The sequence below is a fragment of the Krasilnikovia sp. MM14-A1259 genome, from assembly GCF_047159535.1.
Lineage (GTDB): Bacteria > Actinomycetota > Actinomycetes > Mycobacteriales > Micromonosporaceae > Actinoplanes.
This window is the reverse complement of record NZ_BAAGAJ010000002.1, coordinates 7285494-7311335: the sequence shown is the minus strand read 5'-3', so window position 1 is coordinate 7311335 and position 25842 is coordinate 7285494. Positions and strand designations below refer to the sequence as shown.

Annotated in this window: 21 protein-coding genes; 15 read left to right on the top strand and 6 right to left on the bottom strand. The window is 73.5% G+C overall.

Features of this window, described 5'->3' with window-relative positions; genetic code table 11:
* Position 1: 1 nt before the first annotated feature.
* The 10 genes from ACMCNK_RS33235 (at position 2) to ACMCNK_RS33190 (ending at position 14460) form a co-directional block, all read left to right on the top strand.
* The gene (locus ACMCNK_RS33235) at positions 2-1225 is read left to right on the top strand and encodes a tetratricopeptide repeat protein (RefSeq protein ID WP_412740274.1); all 1224 of its coding nucleotides are present in this window, start codon (positions 2-4) and stop codon (positions 1223-1225) included.
* Between the two features lie 111 nt (positions 1226-1336).
* Entirely contained in the window at positions 1337-4006 is a 2670-nt protein-coding gene (locus ACMCNK_RS33230) for a fibronectin type III domain-containing protein (protein WP_412740273.1), read from the top strand.
* 25 nt (positions 4007-4031) lie between these two features.
* A complete protein-coding gene (locus ACMCNK_RS33225; RefSeq protein WP_412740272.1) occupies positions 4032-5018 on the top strand; it encodes an AAA family ATPase in 987 nt (328 codons plus the stop codon).
* 269 nt (positions 5019-5287) lie between these two features.
* Positions 5288-6388 (top strand): DUF58 domain-containing protein, encoded by a 1101-nt coding sequence (locus ACMCNK_RS33220; protein WP_412740271.1) that lies wholly within the window; start codon positions 5288-5290, stop codon positions 6386-6388.
* On the top strand, positions 6382-8994 hold the full coding sequence (locus ACMCNK_RS33215) for a transglutaminaseTgpA domain-containing protein (RefSeq protein WP_412740270.1): 2613 nt from the start codon (positions 6382-6384) through the stop codon (positions 8992-8994). Before ACMCNK_RS33220 ends, ACMCNK_RS33215 begins: the two co-directional genes overlap by 7 nt.
* A 152-nt stretch (positions 8995-9146) precedes the next feature.
* Entirely contained in the window at positions 9147-9791 is a 645-nt protein-coding gene (locus ACMCNK_RS33210; RefSeq protein ID WP_412740269.1) for a DUF3159 domain-containing protein, read from the top strand.
* A gap of 161 nt (positions 9792-9952) precedes the next feature.
* Positions 9953-11161, top strand: a complete 1209-nt coding sequence (locus ACMCNK_RS33205; protein ID WP_412740268.1) for a pyridoxal phosphate-dependent aminotransferase — start codon at positions 9953-9955, stop codon at positions 11159-11161.
* A gap of 169 nt (positions 11162-11330) precedes the next feature.
* The gene (locus ACMCNK_RS33200; protein ID WP_412740267.1) at positions 11331-11567 is read left to right on the top strand and encodes a hypothetical protein; all 237 of its coding nucleotides are present in this window, start codon (positions 11331-11333) and stop codon (positions 11565-11567) included.
* 201 nt (positions 11568-11768) lie between these two features.
* Positions 11769-12458, top strand: a complete 690-nt coding sequence (locus ACMCNK_RS33195) for a hypothetical protein (RefSeq protein WP_412740266.1) — start codon at positions 11769-11771, stop codon at positions 12456-12458.
* Between the two features lie 160 nt (positions 12459-12618).
* Positions 12619-14460, top strand: a complete 1842-nt coding sequence (locus ACMCNK_RS33190) for an anthranilate synthase family protein (protein WP_412741073.1) — start codon at positions 12619-12621, stop codon at positions 14458-14460.
* A gap of 46 nt (positions 14461-14506) precedes the next feature.
* On the opposite strand, the gene ACMCNK_RS33185 is transcribed toward ACMCNK_RS33190, so the two are convergent.
* From ACMCNK_RS33185 to ACMCNK_RS33175, 3 genes are all read right to left on the bottom strand, one after another.
* Positions 14507-18076 (bottom strand): SCO7613 C-terminal domain-containing membrane protein, encoded by a 3570-nt coding sequence (locus ACMCNK_RS33185; RefSeq protein WP_412740265.1) that lies wholly within the window; start codon positions 18074-18076, stop codon positions 14507-14509.
* A gap of 70 nt (positions 18077-18146) precedes the next feature.
* Positions 18147-18539 (bottom strand): TIGR03668 family PPOX class F420-dependent oxidoreductase, encoded by a 393-nt coding sequence (locus ACMCNK_RS33180; protein WP_412740264.1) that lies wholly within the window; start codon positions 18537-18539, stop codon positions 18147-18149.
* The gene (locus tag ACMCNK_RS33175) at positions 18536-19366 is read right to left on the bottom strand and encodes an LLM class F420-dependent oxidoreductase (protein ID WP_412740263.1); all 831 of its coding nucleotides are present in this window, start codon (positions 19364-19366) and stop codon (positions 18536-18538) included. The genes ACMCNK_RS33180 and ACMCNK_RS33175 overlap by 4 nt, the downstream gene beginning before the upstream one ends.
* A gap of 329 nt (positions 19367-19695) precedes the next feature.
* On the opposite strand from ACMCNK_RS33175, the gene ACMCNK_RS33170 reads away from it, so the two are divergent.
* The 3 genes from ACMCNK_RS33170 (at position 19696) to ACMCNK_RS33160 (ending at position 22682) form a co-directional block, all read left to right on the top strand.
* Positions 19696-20175 (top strand): hypothetical protein, encoded by a 480-nt coding sequence (locus ACMCNK_RS33170; protein WP_412740262.1) that lies wholly within the window; start codon positions 19696-19698, stop codon positions 20173-20175.
* Between the two features lie 220 nt (positions 20176-20395).
* Positions 20396-21988, top strand: a complete 1593-nt coding sequence (locus ACMCNK_RS33165; RefSeq protein WP_412740261.1) for a methyl-accepting chemotaxis protein — start codon at positions 20396-20398, stop codon at positions 21986-21988.
* A gap of 91 nt (positions 21989-22079) precedes the next feature.
* Positions 22080-22682, top strand: coding sequence for an HAD family hydrolase (locus tag ACMCNK_RS33160; RefSeq protein ID WP_412740260.1), 603 nt, complete (start codon positions 22080-22082; stop codon positions 22680-22682).
* A 51-nt stretch (positions 22683-22733) separates the two neighbouring features.
* Here the strand turns inward: ACMCNK_RS33160 and ACMCNK_RS33155 are convergent, their stop codons facing one another.
* Positions 22734-23042: an AzlD domain-containing protein gene (locus ACMCNK_RS33155; RefSeq protein WP_412740259.1), complete on the bottom strand. Its 309-nt coding sequence runs from the start codon at positions 23040-23042 to the stop codon at positions 22734-22736.
* Entirely contained in the window at positions 23036-23752 is a 717-nt protein-coding gene (locus tag ACMCNK_RS33150; protein ID WP_412740258.1) for an AzlC family ABC transporter permease, read from the bottom strand. Before ACMCNK_RS33150 ends, ACMCNK_RS33155 begins: the two co-directional genes overlap by 7 nt.
* Positions 23753-23818: 66 nt before the next feature.
* On the opposite strand from ACMCNK_RS33150, the gene ACMCNK_RS33145 reads away from it, so the two are divergent.
* Positions 23819-24376, top strand: coding sequence for a helix-turn-helix domain-containing protein (locus ACMCNK_RS33145; protein ID WP_412741072.1), 558 nt, complete (start codon positions 23819-23821; stop codon positions 24374-24376).
* Between the two features lie 122 nt (positions 24377-24498).
* Positions 24499-25035 (top strand): hypothetical protein, encoded by a 537-nt coding sequence (locus ACMCNK_RS33140; protein WP_412740257.1) that lies wholly within the window; start codon positions 24499-24501, stop codon positions 25033-25035.
* A gap of 104 nt (positions 25036-25139) precedes the next feature.
* Here the strand turns inward: ACMCNK_RS33140 and ACMCNK_RS33135 are convergent, their stop codons facing one another.
* Positions 25140-25715 carry a VanZ family protein gene (locus ACMCNK_RS33135; RefSeq protein ID WP_412740256.1) on the bottom strand — a complete coding sequence of 192 codons (576 nt, stop codon included), beginning with the start codon at positions 25713-25715 and terminating at the stop codon, positions 25140-25142.
* Between the last annotated feature and the right edge of the window lie 127 nt (positions 25716-25842).

The window sequence follows — 25842 nt, the reverse complement described above, 5'->3', positions numbered from 1 at the left end:
CGTGCCCGAGCCGTCCTCCCTTGCCGCCGCGCGTCAGCTGGCGCTGAACTTCGCCGGCTTCGGCGACGTGGTCGCCGCTCGGGCCGTGCTGGAGCAGGCCGTCGAGACCGGGCGCGCAGGCTTGGGCGAGGACGACCCGGACGTGCTGGCGACCGCCCACCAGCTCGCGTCGGTGCACCAGCAGGCGGACGACCCGGCCGCCGCGCGCCGGGTGTTGGAGGAGGCGTACGCGGCCGGGCAATGGCGACTCGGCGACACCGATCCCCTCATGCTGGCGATCTCGTTCGACCTTGGCGTCGTCGCCTCGGAGCTGGGTAACCGGCACGAGGCGCGGAGGGCGTTCTCCCGGGTGGCCGAGCATGGGCCGGCGGCACTCGGGGCAGACCATTGGACCGTCGCTCAGGCCCGGGAATTCCTCGGCGACGCAGCGCCGGCACCGCAGCCGGAACAGCAGGCCACCCCGCCTCCCGCCATGAGCCCGACCTCCGGCACCGGCACCGGCACCGGCAGCATGACGCCCGGGCCGCCCAGCCCGGCGGTTCCGCAGGCAACCTCCGGCCGCGACGCGCTCAGCGAGGCGACGGTCACCGTACCGAGGGTCGAATCTCGGCCGACGCCGCGCGCCCCGGCGGACCCCGCCCCCCCGCCGGCCTGGCAGGTCGCTCAAACCTCCGCGCCGTCCGCTGCGGGGGCCGACCCCGCACCACCACCGGCCCGGCAGGTCGCTCAAACCTCCGGGCCCTCGGCTGCGGGGGCGCCGGTCGTCGCGGGGGTGGCGGGTGGCTCCACGTACGGTCGCAGGGGCCCCGCCCTGTTCGCCGCGATCGCCGCGGTCCTGGCCGCGATCATCGCGGTGGTCGCGCTGGTGGTGGTGCTGGCCCGGGGCAACGAGCGCCCCGACACGCCCGACCGGCCGTCGCTGGGTGGCGCCGCGCCGACGGACGTGCGGCTGCGCGATTCAGGCTCGTCCCTGGAGGTCACCTGGACCGATCCGGCCAGTGGGATGACCTCGTTCGTGGTTTCCGTCGGGCATCCCGGTGAAGTGCTCAAGCCGATGGGGCAGGTAGGGCCGGGCCAGACGTCGTTCAGCCTGAAGGGATTGAACGCGAAGCTGGACTACTGCGTCGCGGTGGTCGCCGTGTACAGCACCACCAAGTTCGCGAGCTCGCCGCAGACCTGCACCGGTCGCAACGGTACGGATGCGCGGCCGTCCACGACACAGTAGATGATCACACTGTGCGATCATGCGTATCCACAACGTTGTCTTCTTAGGTGCCCACACCGGCCCGTGAACCCCTATGATGGCCAGCGTCCTGCGGGGTAGCCGACCAGCCGTATGGGAGGACGCGAGGCCGTGACCAGTGCTGACGCCATCGTCGCCGAGGGCAGGCGGCGCCTGCGGACCCGCGGCGGTCTGGTCACCATCGGCACGGTGTTGAGCCTCGTCGCGGGCCTGGGCCTGACCGTCCTGGGGCTGGGCTCCGCCGATCAGGCGGTGGCGAGCTTCGACGCCGCGTCCTGGGTGTGGAGCCGCACCAAGGGCGAGATGGCCCGGATCAACGGCGTAACCGCCCGGGTGGACACCCGCGTCGACGTGCCCGGCGCCCGCGGCCATCAGATGCAGGTCAGTCAGAACGACCGGTTCGTGATCCTGCGCGACGTGAACACCGGCAAGATCAGCTCGATGGATCTGACCACGCTGCAGGAGTTCGCGAACACGCCGAGCGGCTCGGGCCTGGGGGTCAGCGTCGCCATGGACGACGACGCGGTGTTCGTCATCGACGCGGTCCGCGGCGAGGTCAGCCAGCGCGACCCGCGCACGATGGCCGCCATCGGCGAGACGCTGCACTACGCCCCCGGCATCACCGGCGGCGTCTTCGACGGCAAGGGCCGGCTCTGGATCGCGATCCCCAGCGAGGGCACGGTCTCGGCGATCACCCCCGCACCCGTGCCCTCCGACGCCCCGTCCGGCGGGCAGGCCGCGGGCGCCCCCGCCGGGCCCCGGCAGGTCTCCACGACCCCGGTCGCCCCACCGAGCCACGACCTGGCCATCTCGACGCTCGACACCGGCGTCGCGGTGCTCAACCGTACGACCAACGCGCTGACCACGATCCGCGACGACCAGCAGCACACCACCCAGCTCAACCTGACCGGGCCGGGCACGCTCGCGCCGCACACCGACGGGAAGGTCGTCCCGGTCACCGTGGCCGACGCCCGGAAGGTGTATGCGGTCAATGACGCCGGCGCGACCCGTGACTTCGCGGTCCCCGGCCAGGGCGCCCAGTTGCAGCCCGCGGTGGCGTGGGAAGGCTACTTCTACGTCGCCGACGGCGACACCGGCACGGTGCACGTGTTCGACGCGGCGGGGCAGCCGCAGCAAGGCATCGCGATCAAACGGCCCGGCGGGCCGCTGGAGCTCGAGGTCCGGGAAAATTACCTGTTCATCAACGCTCCCGGCGCCTCCACCGCCCGCGTCGTGGACGACGCGCACCAGGTGCGCTCGGTGGACAAGTACGCCGACGACGTGCTCGGCGGCGACCCCCCGCCCACCCCGCCGGCCCCTCCCCCGCCGCCCCCGCCGGCCAAGCCGCACAAGCCGCAGGCCGACAAGCCGGGCGCCCCGCGCAACGTACGCGCGGCCGCGGGCAACGCCGAGGCCCGCGTCACCTGGCAGGCCGCCGACCCGAACGGCGCAGCGATCACCAAGTACGTGGTGACCGGCGCCGACAAGACCTTCCAGGTCGGCGCGGACCAGCGCGCCCTGAACGTGACCGGGCTGACCAACGGCGAGACGTACACGTTCGCGGTACATGCGGTGAACCGCAAGGGCGACGGGCCCGAGCGGGAAAGCAACGCGGTGCGCCCCACCGCCGAGGTCCCGGACGCGCCGGAATCCGTGACCGCCGAGGCGAAACCCGACGGCACCGTGGTCGTGAGCTGGCCCGCCGCCAACGGCCAGGGCCTGGGCATCGCCCGCTACACCGTCACGGCCGTCTCGGCGGGCAGCAGCGCGCCGGCCGGCGACGTCACCGACGGCACCTCGCTGACCGTCAAGGACGGCGCGCTGGAGTACGGCACGCAGTACGCGTTCTCGGTCGTCGCGGTCAACGAGCGCGGCGCAGGGTCGAAGGCGTCACCGATCAGCAACAGCGTGGTGCCGTTCGCCAAGCCGGGCCGCCCGGAGAACGTGGACGCGGCAACGGTCGGCGACCAGGCCGGCACCATCAAGGTGACGTGGACCCCGGCCGCCGACCACGGCCGTCCGATCACCAAGTACACGGTGCAGGCGGGTGGGCGCACCAGCGAGGTCACCGACGCGACCGCCGCGACCCTCAACGGCTTCGGCGCGGGCGAGAACGTGACGGTCGAGGTCCGCGCGGTCAACGAGGCCGGCGACAGCGAGCCGGGCACGGCCACGGCCCGCACCGTGGCCCAGCCGGTCGTCACGGTCACCGGATCGTCGGCCACGTTCAACTCGGCCACGGTGTCGTTCAGCGTCGACGCGGGCGGCGGCAGCGCCACCTGCGCGATGACCGCGGACAACGGCGGCGGCAACACCTCCGGCAGCTGCTCCAGTCTCAAGCTCGGCAGCCTGAAACCCAGCACCAGGTACACGTTCACGGTGAGCGCGAAGAACGCCGCCGGGACGGTCAGCAAGGCCCGCGTCCAGCAGACCGACGCCCTGTACGGCACCGCAACCTGCAACAACGGCGAGAACGGCGACACCGCCCACTACTGCGACAAGGACGTCGACGGGCGCAACGGCAACGAGATCTTCAGCGTCACCCGGCAGGACAACGCCAAGCAGGTCGGCTGGGCGAAACCGGGCACCCGGCTGGAGGCGTACTGCAAGAAGTCGGGCGAAGAGGTGTACGCGTACATCTACAACCACGACAAGCGCAGCACCTGGTGGATCCAGGTGAACTATGCAGGCAAGAACTACATCCCGTGGGCGTGGCTCAACCTGGACGGTGGGGACGACCTGGGCAACCTTCCCACCTGTTGACGTCACACCCCCCGAGGTTCTGGCTGTGCACAACGAAACCCTCCCGCCCGCGCACGTTCAAGGTTTCGCCGGCGTCGCGGCTCAGCTCGCCGACCGGATCGGCTCGGTCGTGCTCGGCAAGCCCGAGGTGGTCAGGCTGGCCCTGACCGCATTGTTCGCGCAGGGACACGTCCTGCTCGAAGACGTGCCCGGGGTCGGCAAGACGACGCTCGCGCGAGCCTTGGCGGCGGCCGTGCGGGGGCAGTGGCGACGGATCCAGTTCACCCCCGATCTGCTGCCCTCCGACGTCTCCGGCGTGACGATCTTCAACCAGGCCAGCCGCGGCTTCGAGTTCCACCCTGGGCCGGTGTTCGCCAACATCGTCATCGCCGACGAGATCAACCGGGCCTCACCGAAGACTCAGTCCGCGCTGCTGGAGGTCATGGAGGAACGGCGGGTCACCGTGGACGGCGTACCCCACCCGGTGCCTCAGCCGTTCCTCGTGGTGGCCACCCAGAACCCGGTCGAGATGGATGGCACGTACCGGCTGCCCGAAGCGCAGCTCGACCGGTTCCTGGTGAAGCTCTCCGTCGGCTACCCCGACGAGGACGTCGAGGTGGAGGTCCTGCGCGGGGCCGCGGCGCGCTCCCCGGAGGCGATCGAGCCGGTCACGGACACCGCTACGGTCGGCGAGATGGCCCGGATGGCGTTGCGGGTGCACGTCGCCGACCCGCTGTACACCTACGCGGTCCGGCTCGCCGCCGCCACCCGCAACCACCCGCAGGTGCGCGTCGGGGTCAGCCCGCGTGGGGTCATCGCGCTGACCCGGGCGGCGTCGGCGTACGCGCTCATCAACGGCCGCGGCTACGTGCTGCCCGAAGACCTCAAGACGCTGCTCGGGCCCGTGTTCGCGCACCGGGTGCTGCTGTCGGCCGACGCGCAGCTGCGCGGGGTGACCGCGGCGGAGGTACTCGACGACGCGGTGCGCTCGGTGCCGGTGCCGCTGCCGGACAACCAGCACGTCGGGGCGTGACCACCCCACCGGACCCGCCCGGCGCACCCCGCCGAAGCGGGGGAAACGGACCGACAGGCTCATTCCAGCCGGTCGACGCGAGCACGGCCGGACCGACACCGCTGCGCGCAACGGCCGGCGCGAGCGCAGCCGGTGCGCGTGCGACGGCTGGCGCGAGCACGGCCGGACCGACGAGGCCGCGTGCCACGGCCGACGCGAGCACGGCCGGCGCGAGGCTGCGCCGGACGGTTGCTTTGCCGGGCATTACCGCCCGCGGCGCCGGTGTCGCCGTGGCGGCCTTCGTGCTGCTGGGGACCGGGTTCCGGTTCGGCTACCCCGATCTGGCCGTGCTCGGGGCCGCCGCGGCGATCGCCGTGCTGGGCGCGGCCGGGTTCGCGTTGTGGCGGCCCCGGCTGGGCGTCGACCGGGTCGCCGACCCCGACCGGGTGGCACGCGGCGAACCCGCGCGCATGACGCTGACCGTCCGCAACACCAGCCGGTTGCGTGCGGCGAACCTGGTGGCCCTCGACCGCTGTGGCCCCGCCTCGGTTCCCGTGCCGCTGCTGCGCCTGCGGCCGGGGCGCGACACCACGGTGGACTACCCCGTACCGACACTGCGCCGCGGCGTTGTGCCGGTCGGGCCGCTCCGGGTGACCCGTGGTGACCCGCTGGGGTTGATGCGGCTGTCCCGCACGTACGGAAAGACCACCACCGTGTGGGTGCACCCGCGTATCCATCTGCTGCGCGCGGTGCCGGCCGGGATGGCCCGCAGCCTGGACGGGCGCATCGACAAGGTGCCGCACGGCACGATCACGTTCGATTCGCTGCGCGAGTACGTGGTCGGCGACGAACTGCGCCGGGTGCACTGGCGCAGCAGCGCGAAGGTCGGCGAGCTGATGGTGCGCGAGCAGCTCGACACCAGCGAGCCCACCATCGTGGTGCTGCTCGACGACCGGGCCGCCGCCCATCCGGGTGCACGCGCGGGCTTCGCGGAGTCGTTCGAGGTGGCCTGTGAGGCGGCCGCGTCGATCGTCGCCGCCGCCGTACGCGAGGACCTGCCGGTCAGCCTTCACCTGGTGTCGGGTCCGGCGTCCGGGCCCTACCTCGACGTGCTCACCGAGGCGACGTTGCAGCCCGCGGACCTGGCCCAGCGGATCAGGCATCTGCGTACCCAGCGCCTCGGGGACACTCTGGTCTTTCTCACCGGGCCGAGCGGGCGCGCCGACCTCGGCGCGGTGAGCGGGCTGCGCGGGCCGTACCCGGTGGTGCTGGCCGGGTTGTTCGGCGACCGGGACGCGGCGCCGGTCTCGGCGTCCGACGGCCTGATCGTCATCGAGGCGGACGACGGCGCCCAGTTCGCGGCCGCGTGGGACGGGGTCCGCGGATGGTGAGGTGGCTGCGCGCCGCGGTCGCGCCGCTGGCGCTGGCCGGTCTGATCGCGCTCGCCGGGATGGCGTTGGGCCGCATCTACGCCGATGCCCTGCTGGCCCAGTTGGTGGCCGGTGCCGCCGTCGGCTCCATAGGGGTGAGCGTGGCGGCGCGCCGGCTGCCGTCGTGGTCGGTCGCGCCGCTGTCGGTGCTCGTGCTGGCCGGATACGCGGTCGGGGCCGTCCGGATCGCCGCGGCGCACGCCGCCCTGACCGATCCGCTGCCGACCGTCGTTGCCGATGCCCTGGCCAACGGCATTCCGCGTCTGCTGACCGCGATGATCCCGGTCGAGCCGACCCCGGACACGGTGATCGTGCCGGTCGTGGCGGCGTGGCTCGCCGGGCTGGCGGGCGCCGAGCTGGCCCTGCGCGGCGGGCGGGTGCTGCTCGGCTGCCTGCCGCCGGCTCTGCTGTATGCAGGCGCGCTGTATGTCGTGGGACCCAACGAGGCGGCCGCGGGGCGACCCACGCTGGCGTTCGCGGGCCTGGTCATAGCCGCACTGGCGGCCACCGCCCGCCCGGACGGGTCCACGCCGGACGCATTCACGCCGGACGGAGCCACGCCGGACCGGCCCGCATCGGACGGATCGGACGGAGCTGCGCCGGACGCGGGCCTGTCCGCACGGACCCGCGCGGCGATGCGCGGGCGGGCCCTGGCCGGCGCGGCGGCGGGCCTCGCGGTGCTCGTTGGGCTCGTCGCGATGGTCGGCCCGTGGGTCAGCAGCCGGGTGTCGGCCGCCCCTTCAGACCCCCGACGGTACGTGCAGCCGCCGCAGGTGGACAGCCTCGACGAGAGCCCCCTCAACCGGATCTCGGGCTGGGCGTTGGACCCGGGGCAGCGCCTGCTGGACGTGAGCCCGGATCCGGCCGTGTCGGCGTCGGCCTCCGCCCGCCCGTCGGGCGCCGAACCGGCGAAACGGACCGGCGGCGACGGTGCCCGGCGGCGCACGCTGCGGCTGCGGCTGGCGGTGCTGCCCGACTACGACGGAGTGACCTGGCGGGTCGGGGCCACGTACCGCAACGCGGGCCGGGTGCTGCCCACACAGGCGCCCCTGCCCGGTGCCGACGTCCACGAAGTGCACCAACGCATCCGCGTCGAGGGTCTCACCGGGCGGCTGCTGCCCGCGCTGCCGACCCCCGCCACGGTTTCGGGGGCGCGGGTGGCGTTCGACCCGGCGACCGGCACCCTGATCCGCCCCGAGGGCCTCACCCCGGGCCTGCAATATGAGGTCACGTCGCAGGTCCAGGCCCCCGACCTCAATCTGCTGCCGACCGCCGGAACCCCGTCCGGCGACGCAGTGGCCCGGTACCTGACCGTGGGCGGTGTGGCGCCACCGCAGATCCAGCGGCTCGCCGATCAGCTCGCCGACGGCAACGGCGCCGCGTACGACCGGGCGGTGGCGATCGAGAACTTCCTCGCCGAGCACTACCGGCAGGTACCGGACGCGCCGAGCGGGCACGCGTACCCGAATCTGTCGTTCTTTCTGTTCGGCCCGCGCGGCCGGGGCGGTCAGGTGGGTACGTCGGAGCAGTTCGCGGCGTCGTTTGCGCTGCTGGCGCGGCTGACCGGGCTGCCGAGCCGGGTGGTCGTGGGCTTCGACGCGCCCGTGCAGGGCGGCGCGGTCACCGCCGGCGACGCGATCGCCTGGCCGGAGATCCTCTTCGACGACCTGGGGTGGGTGCCGTTCGACCCGTTGCCCAAGAGTAAGCAGCCGCCGCGGCCGGTCGAGCAGGACTTTACGCCGAAGCCGCCCACCACCTCGCCCAGCACGCCGGAGGCGCCCACCCCCAGCGACACCGCGACGGCGTCGGCGCCGCCGTCGGCCCTGGCCGCCGGAACGGGCCGCGGCGTGTCCGCGCCCGTGGTGGCCGGCGGCGCGGGCGGCTCGATCCTGGTCGTGCTGCTGGCCGCGGCCGCCACGGTGGTCACGCTGCGCCGCGGGTTGCGGCGGCGGCGACTGACCGAGGGCGGCTCCGCGGAACGGATCACGGGTGCCTGGTTCGAGGTGACCGACGCGCTGCGGCTGGCAGGCCATCCGGTGCCGCACCACTTGGCGGCCGCCGAGGTGGCCCGCTTCGCCGCCAACCCCGGGCGCCGGCTCGCCGCCGGCAACCTCCTGCCCGGGCACCCACCAGGCGATCCCGTGAGCCGGCGCGGACACACGTCAGGCGATGCCGCGGGCCGGTCCCCGCACGCACTGGACGACCTCGCGGACCGGCCCGGGCACACTCCCGGCGATCCCGTGAGCCGGCCCCGGCAGGCACCAAGCGACCCCGCGGGCCACTCCGGGCACGCACCGAAGGCGGCCGGTCGGCGGCTGCGCCGGGCCGCCCCGCACACTCGGCCCGGCCGGACAGATCCGGGACCGCTGCCGCCGCTGGACGAACTGGTGGCGGGCGTCAACACACTGTTGTTCGCGCCGGACGCCGCGGACGGCGACCAGGCGCGCCGCGCCGGTGACCAGGCTGTCGCGTACGCGGACACGCTGCGCGCGCACCGGTCCTGGTGGCGCCGCCTGTGGTGGAGCGTGCACCCCGGCCCGCTGCGGTGGCACCGGCGCCGCGAGTAACGCCTCAGGTCGTGGCGGATCGCGGTACGCGAGAAGGCGACCGGTGGTCCCACACCGCTGCGGTTTCCGTGCCGTGCACCCCGGCGGCCCGCCATGGGCACGAGCCGCCTCACCGGTTAGGCTGACCTAACTTTCGACGGCGGGGGTGGGGCGTGACGCAGCCGGAATCGCTGGCCGGGCTGCTGGGTGGGCGGCGGGCTGCGATGGACGCGACCGTACCCCCGGCGGTGTTCGTGGTGGGCTGGCTGGTCGCCGGGCATTCTCTGGGGATCGGCGCGGTGGCGGCGATCGGGGCCGCGATCGGGGTCGCGGCGTGGCGGCTGCGGCGCGGGCACCGGCCCCGCGCCGTTCTGGTCGGCCTGCTCGGCGTATGCGTGGCCGCCCTGGCCGCGCTGCGCACGGGCCGGGCCGAGGATTTCTTCCTGTTGCAGCTCGTGAGCAACGCGGCCAGCGCACTGGCCTGGGCGCTGAGCATCGTGGTGCGCTGGCCACTGCTGGGGCTGGTGGTCGGCGTGGTGCTGGGTCAGCGCACCCGGTGGCGCCGCGATCCGGCGCTGCTGCGGGCGTACGCGTACGGAAGCTGGGTCTGGGTCGCCCAGTACGCCGTGCGCGTGGCCGTGTTCCTGCCGCTGTACGCGTCGGGTCAGGTCGTGGCGCTCGGCGTGGCCCGGATCGCGCTGACCTGGCCGCTGGTCGCAGCGTGTCTGGCGGCGAGTTGGTGGGTGATTCGCCGCAGCCTCCCGCCCGGGCATCCGGGTCTGCGCCACCCGCAGACCGCGGACGTCGCGGCCCAATAACGGCGACCCGCGGACGGCAGCCCGCGGACGTCGCCCGGTAACGGCAGCCCGGGACATCGCGGCCCGGTAACAGCAGCCCGGGGACATCGCGGCCCGAAAGCAGCGGGCCGGGTAGCGACGGCCCGGGCCGGGCGCCGATGGCCGCGTCTTAGGCTGAGCGCATGGTGGCGCAGGCGAACAGACTCAGGGACGTCCGGTACGACATCCGCGGCCCGGTGCTGCGCCGCGCCCAGGAGCTGGAGGCCGCGGGGCACCGCATCCTCAAGCTCAACCTCGGCAACCCGGCACCGTGGGGGCTGAACGCGCCCGAGCCGATGGTCGCCGACATGGTGCAGAACCTGCCCGAGGCCGAGGGTTACAGCGACGCCCGCGGCATCTATTCCGCCCGCGTGGCGGTCGCCCAGTACTACCAGACCCTGGGCGTGCAGGGGGTTCAGCCGGACGACGTGTTCCTGGGCAACGGCGTCTCCGAACTGATCGTCATGACGTTGCAGGCGCTGCTCAACTCCGGCGACGAGGTGCTGGTGCCCAGCCCGGACTACCCGCTCTGGACGGGCGCGGTCACGTTGTGCGGCGGCAAGGCGGTGCACTACCGCTGCGACGAGGCGCAGGACTGGGCGCCGGACCTGGAGCATGTCGCGGCGCAGATCACGCCCCGCACCCGCGCCCTGGTGATCATCAACCCGAACAATCCGACCGGGGCGGTGTACTCGCGTGAGACGCTGCTCGGACTGCTGGACATCGCCCGCAAGCACCGCCTGCTGGTGCTCTCCGACGAGATCTACGACAAGATCCTGTTCGACGACGCCACGCACGAGTGCGCGGCCGCGCTCGCCCCGGACCTGCTGGTCATCACGATGAGCGGGCTGTCGAAGACGTATCGGGCGGCCGGGTTCCGGTCCGGCTGGATGGCGGTCAGCGGGCCCACCACGCACGCCACCGACTACCTGGAGGGCGTGCAGCTGCTGGCCAACATGCGGCTGTGCCCGAACGTTCCGGCGCAGCACGCGGTGCAGACCGCGCTCGGCGGTTTCCAGAGCATCTCGACCCTGATCCGGCCGGGCGGCCGCCTGTACGAGCAGCGCAACCACGCCTGGCAGCGGCTCACCGAGATCCCCGGGGTGAGCTGTGTGCAGCCGCGGGGCGCGCTGTACCTGTTCGCCCGCCTCGACCCGGCGGTGCACAAGATCCGCGACGACCAGCAGCTCATCATCGACCTGCTGGAACAGCAGTTGCTGCTGCTCTCACACGGCACCGGCTTCAACCTGCCGACCCCGGATCATCTGCGAATGGTATTCCTGGCCCCGGTGGACGTGCTGGACGACGCGGTCGCCCGCCTGCGCCGCTTCCTGGAGACCTACGAGCAGTAGGCGACCAGACCGACGCGCAGCCGGCGACCAGACCGACGAGAAACCGGCGAAAAGTCCGACGAACAGCAGGTGAACCGGCGCAACCCGACGGCAACCCGGGAGCAGCGGGCCTGCAGCCGCCTGCCGGTGTGCTGTACAGAACACAGCACGCCGCATGCAGGGGGACCCGATGACTGCTCTCGACTACGACACGCGCACCGAGGCGCTGTTCGTCTCCGACCTGCAGCGTTCCGAGGAGCCGAGCCTGGAGCTGATCCGCGCCGCGGTGACCGAGACCGTCGACCGGCTCGGCGAGACCGGCTGCGCCGCCCTGGTCGCGCAGGAGTTCGGCGAGCACCCCGACTGCGCCCTCACCCGGATGCAGTGGGCCCGCACCGCCATCCAGGAGGCGTTCCGCGCCGAGTGAGCGCCGAGTGACCTCGGCCGGGCGTCGACCCCGGCGGCCGCTTCGGCGCGGTCACCCGCCGGTGATCCGGCAGGACATCATCCGTACGGCCGAACCCGCCGATCAGCCCTTCCGCTCGAACACGAAACGTAACGTCTGACCGCGTAGCCCGTCCCGCACCTCTACGGTGAGTTGGCCGCCCAGCAGGGTGGCCGATCGTCGATGTCGAGGAGCGTGTGGGTGCCGCCGTACGAGGTCTCCGGCCGGCACCGCGATCCTCGCCTCGCCCCCGGGTACACCCAGCAGCCACGACGCCCCGGCCCGAGCGCACCGACCCCGTCCCGGCTGCGCCAGGCACTGCTGGCCGCGCTGGTGGTCACGCTGGTCATCGACATCACGCTGTTCGTCCTGCACGAGATGCAGGCACGCGCCAACGAGCGGGACGCCTTTCTCCCGCTGCCGCCCGCGGTGTCGTTCCCGGCGCCCGCGACCACCACGCCGAAGCCGTCGCGCTCACCCGCCCGGGCAAAACCCCGCGCCACCACGGCGCCGCCGCGCACCGTCGCGACCAGCCTCATCCGGGTACGCCGCTCCCCCTCCCGCACCACGACCACCCCGGCGCCGACGACCACGGCACCGCAGAGCCCCCGCAGCACGCCGACGAGCCGGTCGCAGCTGCTCGGCCCGAACAACCTGGGGCAGGCCCTGGCCGGCTACTGCGAGTCGAGCGGGGGCCGCGGCACGGGCGTCGGGCTGGCCCGGGACGGCTGGTACTGCGTGCAGTGGCCCGACCGCGCCTGGCGCATCGACATGGACGCCGCCTGCCGCCAGCTGTACGGCTCCCCCGTGCGCGCCCGGCTGCTCGACAGCACCGACCAGCGGAGCTGGCGCTGCTACCGCGACACCCCGTAAGCTTCGCCGCATGCACGCGCACTTGAGCATGTGGTGGCCCGCCGACCCGGCGGCCCATCCCTCCCGCGCGTAACCTTCACCCACCGCGGCCGCCTCCCCGAGGCGGCCGTCGTCGTGTGGCCCGGCCTCGGGTGGCAGCCTTGAACGCCCGAGGATGACCATGCAGCCTTTCGCCTACCTGCACCGTGACGGCGCCCCGCACATCGACGTGCTCACCGGCGACGTCGTCACCGCCGACACCCTCGCCGACATTCCGCTGCCCCCGGGACGGCCCGGCCCGGCGACGCTCGCGCTCGTGCCGTACCGGCAGATCAGCGAACGCGGTTTCGCCTGCGTCGACGACGCCGCGCCGCTGCAGTGCCTGCGGGTCGCCGCCCACCGCCGGGTGCCGATGGCCGACCTGCTCGCCGAACTGCCGGACCAGCCGATCGCGGCCACCGGCGGCTTCGACATCGCCGACGACGAGTACGCCCGGATCGTCGCGGACGTGCTGCGCGACGAGATCGGCGCCGGCGAGGGCGCGAACTTCGTCATCCACCGGGTGTTCACCGCCGAGCTCGACGGCGACCCGCTGACCGCCGCCCGGGCCGCGTTCCGCCGGCTGCTCACCGGCGAACAGGGCGCGTACTGGACGTTCCTCGTGCACACCGGCGACCGCACCCTGGTCGGCGCCACCCCGGAACGGCACGTCAGCGTCGCGGACGGGCTGACCATGATGAACCCGATCAGCGGCACGCACCGTCACGACGACGGCCGGGAACTGCTCGACTTCCTCACCGACCGCAAGGAGATCGACGAGCTGTACATGGTGCTCGACGAGGAACTGAAGATGATGGCCGCGGTGGCCGAGCACGGCGGGCAGGTCGTCGGGCCGTACCTGAAAGAGATGGCCCATCTCACCCACACCGAGTATCTGCTGGCCGGGCGCGGCCACCTGGACGTGCGTGAGGTGTTGCGGGCCACCATGTTCGCGCCGACGGTGACCGGCAGCCCGCTGGAGAACGCCTGCCGGGTGATCGCCCGCCACGAGCGCCGCGGCCGCGGCTACTACGCCGGGGTGCTCGCCCTGCTGGGCCACGACGAGCAGGGACGGCAGACGCTGGACGCGCCGATCCTCATCCGCACCGCGGAGATCCGCCCGGACGGCACGCTGCGGGTGCCGGTCGGCGCCACGCTGGTGCGGCATTCGACGCCCGCGGGCGAGGTCGCGGAGACCCACGCCAAGGCCGCCGGCATCCTGGCCGCGCTCGGCCTGCGGGCCACCGCGGCACGCCCGGCGTCCGCGGCCGCCCCGGCCACCGACGATCCCCGCGTACGGGAAGCCCTGGCCGCCCGCAACGACCGCCTGGCCCGGTTCTGGCTGGACCAGCGCCGCCCCGGCGAACTGGCCGTGAACGCCCTGACCGGCCGGCACGCGGTCATTGTGGACGGCGAGGACACGTTCACCGCGATGCTGGCACATCAGCTGCGCGCGCTCGGCCTGACCGTGACCGTGGCGCCGTGGCACGATCCGGCACCGGCCACCGGCGGCGCGGACCTGGTCGTCGTCGGTCCCGGGCCCGGCGACCCGGGCAACGCGGCGGATCCGAAGATGGCCGCCCTGCGCGCGCTGGTGGAGTCGCTGCTCGCCGCCCAGCGCCCGCTGCTGGGGGTGTGCCTCGGTCATCAGATCCTCGCGGGCACGCTCGGGCTGGCCGTGCATCGCCGCGGCGTGCCGTACCAAGGGGTGGCGCGCGACGTGCCGCTGTTCGGGGTGACCCGGCGCGTGGGCTTCTACTCCAGTTTCAGCGCCGTGGCGGCCGGGGACACCCTGGACAGCCCGTACGGCCGGGTCGAACTGGCCCGCGACCACGCCGACGGTACGGTCCACGCGCTGCGCGGGCCGGGCTTCGCCGGAGTGCAGTTCCATCCGGAGTCCGTGCTCAGCCAGGACGGCGTGGCGATACTCGCCGACCTGCTGCCCGGTGTGCTCGACGGCGTGTCCGCCGCGAACCGGCCCTGACGCCGGACGGCCGGGCGGATCACGCAGATCCGCCCGGCCACCGCGGTCAGGCCATGCGGTGCAACGCCGCGCGCAGCCGGGCGAGATCGCGTCGCCGCCGTTCCAGCGTCATGGCCAGGCCGACGAGCAGCAGACCGGCCGCGGCCAGCGGGATCCAGCGCGGAACCAGGTCCCAGACCAGCGCCGCCTCGTGCATGGCGACCAGCCCCAGCACGATCCCGCCGGTGACCACGGGCGCCTGCAGCCGGGCCTTCGCACCCACCAGCACGACCCCGAGCGCCCCCAGACCCAGCAGCAGCCGCCGGACCTGCTGGCCGTCACCGGTCAGCACCACCGCGAGCGTGGGCAGCAGGGCGGCGCCGAGCGCGACCGCGTACGCGCTCCAGCTCGACAGCCCGGGCAGGCCACGCCGGGCGAGCCAACCGGCCAGCACCGCCACCGCGGCCGCGGGCAGCGTGTACGCCTCCACGATGGACACCTGCTGGCCCCGGAGCAGCAGCCACCAGCCGACCAGTTCCGTGGCCGCGGCCGCCACGACGTACGCCCGCCGCACGGTCGGCGTTTCCCCGGCCCGCAGCGCGCGCAACCCGACCGTGACACCCCACAGCAGGCACACCACGGCCGCGTACCGCGCCGACCCGGCGGTGTTCAGCAACGCCACCACCGCACCCGCGTGCGCGGCGGCCTGCACCGCGCGCCCCTCAGTGGGACGGCGCCCGGCGAGCAGCACACCCAGCGCCAGTGCCGCGGCCGCCGCGCCCAGTACCGCGAACGCGGTGTGCGCCACCGGCAGCCCCGCGGTACGCCCGGCCGTGTACGCGATCGCCAGGCCCGCGGTGACGGCGGCGAGCCAGCCGGTGAGCCGGGCCGCCAGGTGGCGTCCCGCGGCGCCGGCGGCGGCACCCACGGCGAGCACCGCACCCAGCGCCGCCAGGGCCGACCATCGGGTCGGCAGCGCACCGGCCAGGCCGGCGCCGGTGAGCAGCGCGCCCACCCCGGCGACGGCCAGCCCGCCCGCGTCCTGCCACGACGCGCCGCCGCCGGATCCCTGGGTACCGGTGGCCCCGAACCCACCGGTGCCGGGCCCGAACGGCGTACGCACCGCCACGGCCAGCAGCCCCGCCAGACCGGCGAGCAGACTGCCCGCGGGCACCGCCGGCCAGGGCACCCCGGCCGCGGCGAGGGCCAGCGGCAAGACCAGGGCGAGCGGCGCCCCGGCCGCCCAGCACGCGGCCTGGCCGATTCCCGTCCGGCCTGCCCCGGCCACCGCGCGCCGACCGGCCGCCAGCGCCGCCGCGGGTACCAGCAACGCGATCGCGGCCGTGTCCGCGATCGTCACGTGACCGACCCGGTCGGGGTGCAGGCCGACACCGGCCGGGTGACCGGACCAGGCCGCCGTGAGCCAGCCCCACGGCAGCACGAGCACGCCGTACAGGCTCTCGGCGGCCGCGCCGAGCAGCACCAGCCCGAGCACCACCGCCGAGATTGTGGCGGCGGCATCCCCGGGCGCCTGCGCAGCGCGTGGGACATCGCGGCCTGCGTCCGTCACCTGCGCGCCGATCTGCGTCGTGGGCGCGGCCGGCCGCCAGGCGGTGAGCACGACCAGCAGCAGGCCGGTCGCCGCGTACAGGCTGACCGGGTCGCCCGAGGCGGCCGCCGCCACCGGCGCGCACACCGCGGCGAGCAGGGCGGCCGTGCGCGCCGGGGCGCCGTACCCGGGCCAGCGGGCCGCGACCAGGTGCCGGACGGCGACGAGCAAGACGGCGCCGGCCAGTACGGCGCGCGCCTGCGCGGTCGCGGGCAGTCCCGCCGCGGCGGCCCCGGTCCCGCCGATGGCCGGGACGGCCAGCAGGCCCACGGCAAGGCTGACTCCGCCGATGTCGCGCCGCGTGCCGGCGCCGGCCGCGCCCGCGACACCGAGCGCGAGCACCGCACCGAACGTGGCCGCCGCGACACCGGGCCGCCCGAAGCCCACGGCGACGGCGTGCCAGACGGGCACCACCGCGACGCCCGCGACGCCGCGGCGCACCACCCCGCGACCCGTGGCGTTCACGAACGCGGCGATCCGCGCGGCGAGATGACGGGCCGCGTGCTGCCGGGAACGTCCGGCGCGCAGCGCGACGGCCAGCGCCGCCGCCGCGGCCGCCAGGTCGAACCCGGGCGCCGACCACCACGGCAGGCGCAGCGCCGCCGGGGCGGCGAAAGCCACGAGCACGCCGCCGACCACCGCGGCCGCGGCCCGCACGCCCCGCGGCGCGAGCACCGCGGCACCGGCGGCCAGCAGCACCAGCGCGACGGCGAGCCACCGGTCTCCGCCCACGACCGCCACCGGGGCGACGAATACGGGCTGCGCGAGCGTCAACGTCGCACCGGCCGCCGCGATTGCCTGTCCGGCCGCGATCACGGACGGCACCGCAACGACCACGACGGCACCGGCCCACGGCCCCCGGCGGATCCAGGCCGGCAGGTACCGCGTGCCCACCGCGACCCCGGCGGCCAGCACCGCCGCCACCGCGGCCACCGCGGCGAGGGCCTGCGCGACGGCGAACGTCGCCACCCAGGCGCCGCCCAGGCCGAGCGCCACCACCAGCAGGCCGCCCGTGACCGTACGGGCCACCGTCGACCGGGACACCACGGCCCCGACGACCGCCACCGCGGACGCGGTCACCAGCGCCGCCGCCGCGGCCGCCCCGGGCAGCACGGACGTGGCGACGGCGAGCCCGACGAGCGCCGCGACCGACGACGCGGCGAGCAGGGCCGCACCCAGGGCGTACGCGGTCAGCACCAGCGCGGTGCACGCGCCGCGCAGGTAGACCACGGCCAGGTTGAGCACCGCGGTACCGGCCAATGTGAACGCCCAACCGGTGGCGTCCGGGTGCAGCGGCGCCACGAGCAGCGGGAGCACAGGTTGCGCCACGAGCAGGGCGACGAAACGCGGCCCGACCAGCCCGGTGACGTGCTCGTATCCGGCCGCCACCGCGGCGGTGACCGCGCACACCGCGCCCGCGTACCCGAGCGCGGAGTAGCGGGCCACGCCGAACAGGTCGACGTACCAGGCGGCGTAGCCGTCGAGCAGAACGAGCAGCAGACCGACCCCGGCGAACGTCTCGGCGGTCGCGGTCAGGCCGCGGCGCAGGGCCACGGGCGGCACGGCGAGCGCGGCCGCGGTGAACGTGGCCAGCAGCGCGGCGCGCCCGCCCACCCCGAACTGCGCCCACGCGACCGCGGTGAACACGATCGCGGCGACGCCCAGCAGCAGCCCGCCGAGCAGGAACAACACGTTCTGCACGAGCTTGCCGGAGGCTTCCGCCCGAGCCGGGGCCGGGCCGGACACCGCTGCCGCGGCAACGGGTGCGGGCGCCGCGGGCACGGATGCCAGGGACGGGATCCGGGCCGACGCCACTGTCGCCCGTACCCGGGCCGCGGCGGCCTCCCGCAACCGCCACGTCTCGCGCAGCTCGGTGTCGGTGGCGGCCAGCCGCTGATTCAGGACACGGATTTGCCCGTCGAGGCGAACCACCTCGACAGCGTCCAGGTCGGGGCCACGGCCGCAGCCGGGACATCCCACGGCCGCATCAGCCGGGACACTGCAGAACGGGCACGGGTACGAGATCACGCCAAGATCCTCGCCGCCCGGTGGTCACCGCGGCTGAGTCGGCGTACTCAGATCGACCCGGGTACCGCACTCAACCCGGCGACCACGACGACCAGTGGTGCACCTCGATGCGCAGGAACGGCCCGGCCGGTGGCGTGGCCGCGTACTGCCGGTAGCGGGCGGTGAGGGCGGCCAGCCCGTCGGGCGAGTCCGGCACCACCGTGGCGGTGCCGTCGGCGCGCACCCACCACAGCCGGGTCCAGTCGTCGTCGTAGTGGTCGGCGAGGACACTGACCCGCGGTTCGTGGGCGATGTTGGCGAGCCGGCGCAGCCGCCGGTGCCGTTTCGGCTTGTCGTCGACCGCGCTGTGGATGACGTCGCCGACCACCGCGAACACGATCGGCACGAGATGCGGTGCACCGGTGTCGTCGACCGTGGCGAGCCGCGCGACCCGCGCGGTGGCGAACAATTCGGCGGGCGTCACCGGCCGGTGAGCTCCGCGATCGCCCGCTCCCAGCGTTCCAGCGCCTGCTCCACGACGCTCCACGGCCCGGACGGCAGCCAGTACGACGCCCGCCGCACGCCCGCCTGTTCCAACTGCTCCAGAGCCTTCGGGTCGGAGGGCACGCTGAGCACCTGCACCTCGATCGGCCGGTCGGCGCGTGCCTGCAGCTGCGCGATGCGCTCGAACAGGTTGTCGTCGTGCCACTGCGGGAACCAGCCGTCGCCCCAGGCCAGCACCCGGTCGAGCACGGTCGGACCGCCGCCGCCGACCAGCACCGGAGGGTGCGGCTGCTGCGCCGGCTTGGGCCACGACCAGATCCGGTCGAAGTTGACGAAGCGGCCGGCGAAGGAGGCCTCGTCCTGCGTCCAGATCGCCTGCATGGCCTGCACCCGTTCGCCGAGCAACACCATCCGGGTACGCGGGTCCGTGCCGTGATTGGCCATCTCCTCGCGGTTCCAGCCCGCGCCGACGCCGAACTCCAGCCGCCCGCCGGAGAGGTGGTCGACGCTGGCCACTTCTTTCGCGGTGGTGATCGGGTCACGCTCGACCACCAGGCACACACCGCTGCCCACCCGCAGCCGGGTGGTCGCCTCGGCGGCGGCGGTCAGCGCGACGAACAGGTCGTAGCAGTGCCAGTACTTGCGGGGCAGTTCCGCCCCGTCACGCCAGGGGCTCTCGCGGCTTGCCGGGATGTGTGTGTGCTCCGCGAAGAACAGGGCATCCTGCCCGCGTTCCTCCAACTGCCGGGCCAGCGCGCCCGGGCCGACCCCGTCGTGGGTGGGGAAGTATCCGACGCCGTACTCCATCCTGGAAGTCTATGGGCGATCACGGCCAATCGGGACGGTGCCGGGTACACGTCAGCCCCGGGTGTCGCACGGTCCGCCGCACATCGATGCTGATGCAAACGTCTGATGTGACGTCCGGGTGGCCGTTGCGTTGCCATCTGCGGGTTCGGCCGGATGGATCTTCGGTGACCGTTAGCGTGGCCGGTTGGGCGTACTGCCCAACCGTCACGGAAACCCCGCGTTGAGCCCTTCCACCGCTCCGCGGACGCGACCGCGCCCGTGTTCACGCCTCGATGGCGCCTGCCCGAGTGGAGGTTCGGCCGGGATACACACACGGAAGGAGAACCTGCATGGCACGCCCACGTATCACCCGCTCGAGGCGACGGGTCGCCGTACTGTCCACGATCGGCCTGCTGGGCGCAGCCGGCGCGTTCGTGCTCAGCGGGTCGGCCGACGCGTCCGAGAGCGCCGCGGCCCCCGCCTGCGGCAACGCGACCCTGAAAGGCCGCTACATCTTCGCGGCTTCCGGCTGGACCATCTCCGGTGGGGCGAACCAGCCCTTCGCCCTGTCCGGCATCGAGCACTACACCGGCGCAGGCACGATCACCGGGACCGTCTCGCAGAGCGTGAACGGCGTCATCACCTCCCAAGCGCACGAGACCGGCACCTACAGCGTCAACGCCGACTGCACCGGCACGGCGACCTACACCGTGGCCGGGGTGGACGCCCACTTCGACCTGTACGTGGCTCCCTCGGGACAGTCGTTCACCGAGAACCAGACCGACGCGGGCACCGCGGTGTCCCTCACCGAGAACCGTGTGTCCCACTGAGACACTGCGCTAGTCGACCAGGGTCGACCGGCCTGCACTCCCCCGGTTGACCCTGGCACTGGCCCGCACGACTGCCCGTTGATCGACATACGACCCCACTTTTGGTCTGACCTTTTCCTCGATTCGCGTCCCCGGCCTGCCGACTGGATGGATGCACCTGTTCGGTGCACACATCGGGGAGGCCTGGGAGATGTCGATGTCATCGACGACCGCAACGCGGATGAGGGGTGTGCTCCGCCGGTGGGTCGACAACCGCGCGATGAACACGAAGATCCTGCTCGTGGTCGCGATCCTGGCCGCGACCTCGATCGGGGTCGGGATGGTGTCGCTGGCCCGCCTGGCGGAGATCAACGACCGGGCCCACACCCTGTACGAGGGTTCGGTCCTGCCCGTGGAGCACGTCGAGGCACTGGCCCAGACGATGACCCAGACCCGCCTCGACGTGCTGAACCAGGCCGTGTCGACCACGTCGGCGAACGTGACCCGCTACGAGCAGATCATCAAGAACGACGACGCCGCGTTCGCCAGCCGCCTCGCGGTCTACCGCCCGCAGTCGGCCGCGCCGGAGCTGGTCGACCAGCTCGTCACGACCTGGCGGGAATACCAGCAGGACCGGCAGGGAATGCTCGACGCGGGCCGGCGTAACGACTTCAAGACCGTCGAAACGGTACGGGACACCGTGGTCCGGCCCCTAGTGGACAAGGCGAGCGCGATCGTCTCCGACCTGGTCACCCGGGAGGAGACGGACGCCGCGAGCGTCGCCGCCGGGGCGGAGTCCGCGTACCGGACGGCGCGTACCGCCACGATCGCGTTCCTGCTGGGTGGATTGGTGTTGTCGGTGGCGTTCGGCCTGTTCGTGTCCCGGCGCATCGTCGGTGTGCTGCACCGGGTCTCGACCGTGATCGACGGCATGGCCGCCGGGGATCTGACGCGGTCGGCAGGGGTGACCAGCCGCGACGAGCTGGGCAGGATGGCCGCCGGGCTGGACACGGCAACCAGCCGGGTACGCGAGACGATCGGGGCGCTCAGCGCCAGCAGTCAGACGCTGTCCGACGCCGCGCAGCAGCTGTCGAACGTCAGCCAGCAGATCGGTGACTCCGCCGGGCAGACCAGCGCCGGGGCCGGCAGCGCCTCCGCCGCCGCCGAGCAGATCTCCCGCAACGTCGAGACCGTCGCCACCGGCGCCGAGGAAATGGGTGCCTCCATCCGGGAGATCGCCACCAGCGCCACCTACGCCGCACAGATCGCCGAGGGCGCGGTGCTGACGGCCGAGGACGCCAACCAGACGGTGCACAAGCTCGGACGATCCAGCGCCGAGATCGGCACCGTGGTCAAGCTGATCACCTCCATCGCGGAGCAGACCAACCTGCTGGCCCTCAACGCGACCATCGAGGCGGCGCGCGCCGGCGAGGCCGGCAAGGGCTTCGCAGTCGTCGCCACCGAGGTCAAGGACCTGGCACAGGCCACGGCCGACGCCACCGGCGACATCTCGGCCCGCATCCAGCAGATTCAGGACGACTCGGACGCCGCGGTCGCGTCCATCGGGCACATCTCCGAAGTGATCGACAAGATCAACGGGTACTCCGCCACGATCGCCTCCGCAGTGGAGGAACAGACCGCCACCACGACCGAGATCAGCCGCAACGTCGCCGAGGCGGCCACCGGCTCCGCCGACATCGCCCGCAACATCACCGAGGTTGCCACCGCCGCGCAGTCCACGCACTCGGGGGTCACCGAGGCGCAACGCTCCGCCGACCGCCTCACGCAGTTGTCGGGCGAGTTGCAGCACCTCGTCGGCACGTTCCAGATCTGAGCTTGCCCTTGTGATCCGCGTGAACGCGCCCGCCGTGACGGCGCGTTCCCGCTGGGAACTCAACCATGTCCCCGACAGTACGATTCTGCCGGTGATCAACACGTTGTTGCTGGATGTGGACGGGGTCCTGCAGTTTCCTCGGCCACAGTTCGTCGTGGACATCGAGCACGACTATCGGTGGAACGCCGGATACCTGGCCTTCCAGCAGGAACTGCTGCGGGATCCGGCCGAGGCGCGCAGCCTCGTCGGCGACGGCGACCTGATCACCGTGGTGCAACGACTGCTGCCTCGCCACGTGACCGGCCTGTCGGCCCGGCAGTTCCTCGATCGCTGGCTCGCCGAGAACATCGAGCTCAACCAGGAACTCCTCGACCTGCTCGCCGATGTCCGGGCCGACCAGATCTACCTGGCCACCAACCAGGAGTCCGAACGCGGGCGGCGCGTCAAGCAGCTCTACGCCGGCCGGGCCGGGCTGACCGGCATCCTGATCTCGCACGAGATCGGGCACCGCAAGCCGCATCGGGAGTTCTTCGATGCCGCGCTGACTCGCGTCGGGCGCCGCCCGGAAGAGTGCCTGTTCGTCGATGACCACGCCGCCTATGTCGCCGGTGCGGTCGAGGCCGGCATCGCCGGTCTTCTGTACCGCGACAACGCCCAGCTCATCGCCGCCCTCACGGAGTACGGCCTGCTCTGACCGGCGGCGGTACATATGCTCCGACATCCGGGGGCGGGAACGGCAGGGCGGTCAGGCGACGCCGGCCAGGCGCAGCAGGGCTGCCGTGCCGGCCGCCGCCACGACGACCACCACGAACGGTGCGCGTCGCCATGCCAGCAGCGCGCCGACCGCCACCCCGGCCGGGCGGGCGATGCCCGCGAACCCGCCGCTCTCGGTCAGCGCGGCGGTCACGGCCAACGCCGTGAGCAGCGTCGCCGCGGCCATTGGCAGCAGACGCTGCATTCCGGCCGGGAGTTCGAGGCGTTCGCGCATCTGCACCCCGGCGAGCCGCATGGTGTACGTACCCACGGTCAGCGCGAGGATCGCGGCGATCAGCATGCGGCCGCCTCCTCGCGCCGCGCCGTACCGCCTTGCGGGGTGCGACGGCGCGGGCGGAACAGGGCGGCCAGGCCCAGCAACGCGCACAGCACCGGCAGCCCCGCCGGCAGGATCGGCGTGAGCAGCAGCGCCAGGCCCGCTCCGGCCAGCGCCGTCAGGCGGGTGTCGCGGTCGCGCAGCGACGGCAGGACCAGCGCGATCAGCCCGGCCGGGAACGCGGCGTCGAGCCCGAGCACGGTCGGATCGCCGGCGGCGGCGCCGAGCCAGACCCCCAGGGCGGTGCCCACGTTCCAGGAGGTGAACAGCGTGACGCCGATCAGCCAGTACGTGCGGCGGCGACGCGCCGGATCGTCTTCGGCCAGCGTGAACGCGACCGCCTCGTCCGTCATGAGGTGGCTACCGATCAGCCGGTGGCGTAGCCGGGGACCGACGGACTGCGCGACCGCCAGCCCGTACGGCAGGTGGCGTGCGTTGAGCAGGAGCCCGGCCAGGACGGCGGCGACCGGGTTGCCCGCCGCGATCAGGCCGACCGCGAGGAACTGGGAGCCGCCCGCGAAGACGATCAGGGACATGAGCACCGGCACCCAGGCGGGCAGCCCGTACGTGATGGTGATGGCGCCGAACGACGCCCCGACGGCGAGCATGGCGGCGGCGAGGGCAGCGGCGTCGCGGCGGAGGGCCCGGTCGGGCGTTCGACTTGACGTACGCATGGTTCAGAATAATGAACGATGAGCCGACCGTTCGTCAAACCGAACGACATGATCGATGGAGCGAACATGGAACAGCCCGCACCGCCGCTGGCGACCATCGCCGCCGCGCTACGCCGCGAACGCGAGCGGGCCGGCATCTCGCTCGCCGAGCTGGCACGCCGCGCCGGCCTCGCCAAATCGACCCTCTCCCAGCTCGAAGCGGGGACCGGCAACCCGAGCATCGAAACGCTGTGGTCGCTCGGCGTCGCGCTGGGCGTGCCGTTCAGCCGGCTCGTCGAGCCGCCCGCGCCTCAGGTACGCGTCCTGCGCGCCGGTGAGGGGCCGCGCCTGCGGGCCGAGAGCGCCGACTTCATGGCGACCCTGCTGGCGGCCGGCTCCACCCACGCCCGCCGCGACCTCTACGTCATGGAGCTGGAGCCGGGACAGGCACGGCAGGCCGACGCGCACATCCCGCACAGCGTCGAACACGTGGTCGTCGCCGCGGGCCGTTTGCGGGCCGGGCCGGTGGGCGAAACCGTCGAGCTGGGGCCGGGCGACTACGTGACGTTCCCGGGCGACGTGCCGCACCACTACGAGGCGCTGGCGCCGGGCACCTGGGCGGTCCTGGTGATGGAACACCGCTGAGGCCCCACCTCAATTGCCTGACCTTTGGGATCCGAAAGCAACCGTGATCGCAACTGGCCTGCACCCCGCGGGCCGCACGCTGGGGCAGTCGTAAATCCGCCGGATTGTCAGGAGAGCCACTCGTGCGTCTGCGTCCCGTCGCCATCGCTGCCGTCCTCGCCGCAGCCGTCACGGTCCCCACCGCCGTCACCGCCACCATCGCGTCCGCGGCCAAGCCCGCGCCGCACGCCACCGCGCACGGCAAGCCGAGCAAGCCCGCCAAGCCCAAGAAGGTGGTGTTCAGCGCGAACGGCACCGTCAAAGCGGTCGACGCCGCCGCCGGCACGGTCACCGTCGCCGCCAAGGCAGGCACCAAGGACATCAAGGGCGCCACTCGCACGATCAAGGTTCCTGCGGGCGTCCGGATCGTCCTCAACGGCGCTCGCAAGTCACTGGCCGACCTCGCTCCCGGATACCGGATCACCGTGACCGGCACCCGGACCGGCAACGTCTACACCGCCGCGCGCATCCAGGCCACCGGGACCATGCCGGCCCCGGCTCCGTCCGCGACTCCGATGCCCACGCCGAGTGAAACGCCGACGCCGGACCCCAGTTCCACGCCGGACCCCGGATCCACGCCGGACCCCAGTTCCACGCCGAGCACCTACCCCACGGCCTGACGTGCACCGGCCGCCGGGCGGCCCCCGCTCTCGCGGGTACGCCCGGCGGCCGCGGCGCAACCGGATTGGCTTCTCCCCACAGTCCGACTGGATGGCGACGTCAGCTAGCCGGGAAGATCAGACAAACGACGGTCCTGAACGCGCCACCAGCGGCGCGACGCGAACGCGGCCAGCCCGGCGCCCGCGGCATTGAGCAGCACGTCGTCCACAGAGGACACCCGGTCGAGCCGAAGAACGTACTGCGCGACCTCGACCAGGACCGAGCAGCCCGCCGCGAGTGCCAGAATCCGCGCCACCGACGCCAGCGCCACGAACCGCAACGGCGCGAGGAAACCGAGCGCAGCGAACACCAGCAGATTGCCGACGACCTGGACCGTCACCGTCAACGGCCCGGCCGCCAGGACCGTGGCCAGATCCCGCAGCGGCACCAGACTCACCCGGCCGGGAACAGCCCCGGCCCGGGCACCCGGCAACATGATCATCCACACCCACGGCACCGTTCCGTAGACGATGCCGACCTCGGCGAACGACCTGCGCCACGCCCACGCCCGCGGGGCGCCGGCCGCACTGCGGCGCGCCGCCAGAACCCACACCACCAGTACGGCCAACGGCAGCGCGGCGACCGTGATGAGCACGACGCCGTTGAACGTGCCGAACCAGCCGTGCCACCCCTTGACCATGTCACCTCCGCCGCAGTTCCCGGCGAATCTACCCAGGCCACGCCAGCGACCCGCGCCACGGCCGTCCCGCGGTTCGAACCCCGCCGGCCGGCCGGTGTGCGGGCTCCCGAAGCGTGTCAGCAGGACA

Excerpts from the sequence above, each read along its gene's own strand:
- ACMCNK_RS33135 (WP_412740256.1), bottom strand. The coding sequence starts at position 25,715 with ATGGTCAAGGGGTGGCACGGCTGGTTCGGCACGTTCAACGGCGTCGTG.
- ACMCNK_RS33150 (WP_412740258.1), bottom strand. The coding sequence starts at position 23,752 with ATGCGTACGTCAAGTCGAACGCCCGACCGGGCCCTCCGCCGCGACGCC.
- ACMCNK_RS33230 (WP_412740273.1), top strand. The coding sequence starts at position 1,337 with ATGGGAGGACGCGAGGCCGTGACCAGTGCTGACGCCATCGTCGCCGAG.
- ACMCNK_RS33200 (WP_412740267.1), top strand. The coding sequence starts at position 11,331 with ATGACTGCTCTCGACTACGACACGCGCACCGAGGCGCTGTTCGTCTCC.
- ACMCNK_RS33190 (WP_412741073.1), top strand. The coding sequence starts at position 12,619 with ATGCAGCCTTTCGCCTACCTGCACCGTGACGGCGCCCCGCACATCGAC.
- ACMCNK_RS33205 (WP_412740268.1), top strand. The coding sequence starts at position 9,953 with ATGGTGGCGCAGGCGAACAGACTCAGGGACGTCCGGTACGACATCCGC.
- ACMCNK_RS33155 (WP_412740259.1), bottom strand. The coding sequence starts at position 23,042 with ATGCTGATCGCCGCGATCCTCGCGCTGACCGTGGGTACGTACACCATG.
- ACMCNK_RS33175 (WP_412740263.1), bottom strand. The coding sequence starts at position 19,366 with ATGGAGTACGGCGTCGGATACTTCCCCACCCACGACGGGGTCGGCCCG.
- ACMCNK_RS33145 (WP_412741072.1), top strand. The coding sequence starts at position 23,819 with ATGGAACAGCCCGCACCGCCGCTGGCGACCATCGCCGCCGCGCTACGC.
- ACMCNK_RS33195 (WP_412740266.1), top strand. The coding sequence starts at position 11,769 with ATGTCGAGGAGCGTGTGGGTGCCGCCGTACGAGGTCTCCGGCCGGCAC.
- ACMCNK_RS33170 (WP_412740262.1), top strand. The coding sequence starts at position 19,696 with ATGGCACGCCCACGTATCACCCGCTCGAGGCGACGGGTCGCCGTACTG.
- ACMCNK_RS33215 (WP_412740270.1), top strand. The coding sequence starts at position 6,382 with ATGGTGAGGTGGCTGCGCGCCGCGGTCGCGCCGCTGGCGCTGGCCGGT.
- ACMCNK_RS33165 (WP_412740261.1), top strand. The coding sequence starts at position 20,396 with ATGAGGGGTGTGCTCCGCCGGTGGGTCGACAACCGCGCGATGAACACG.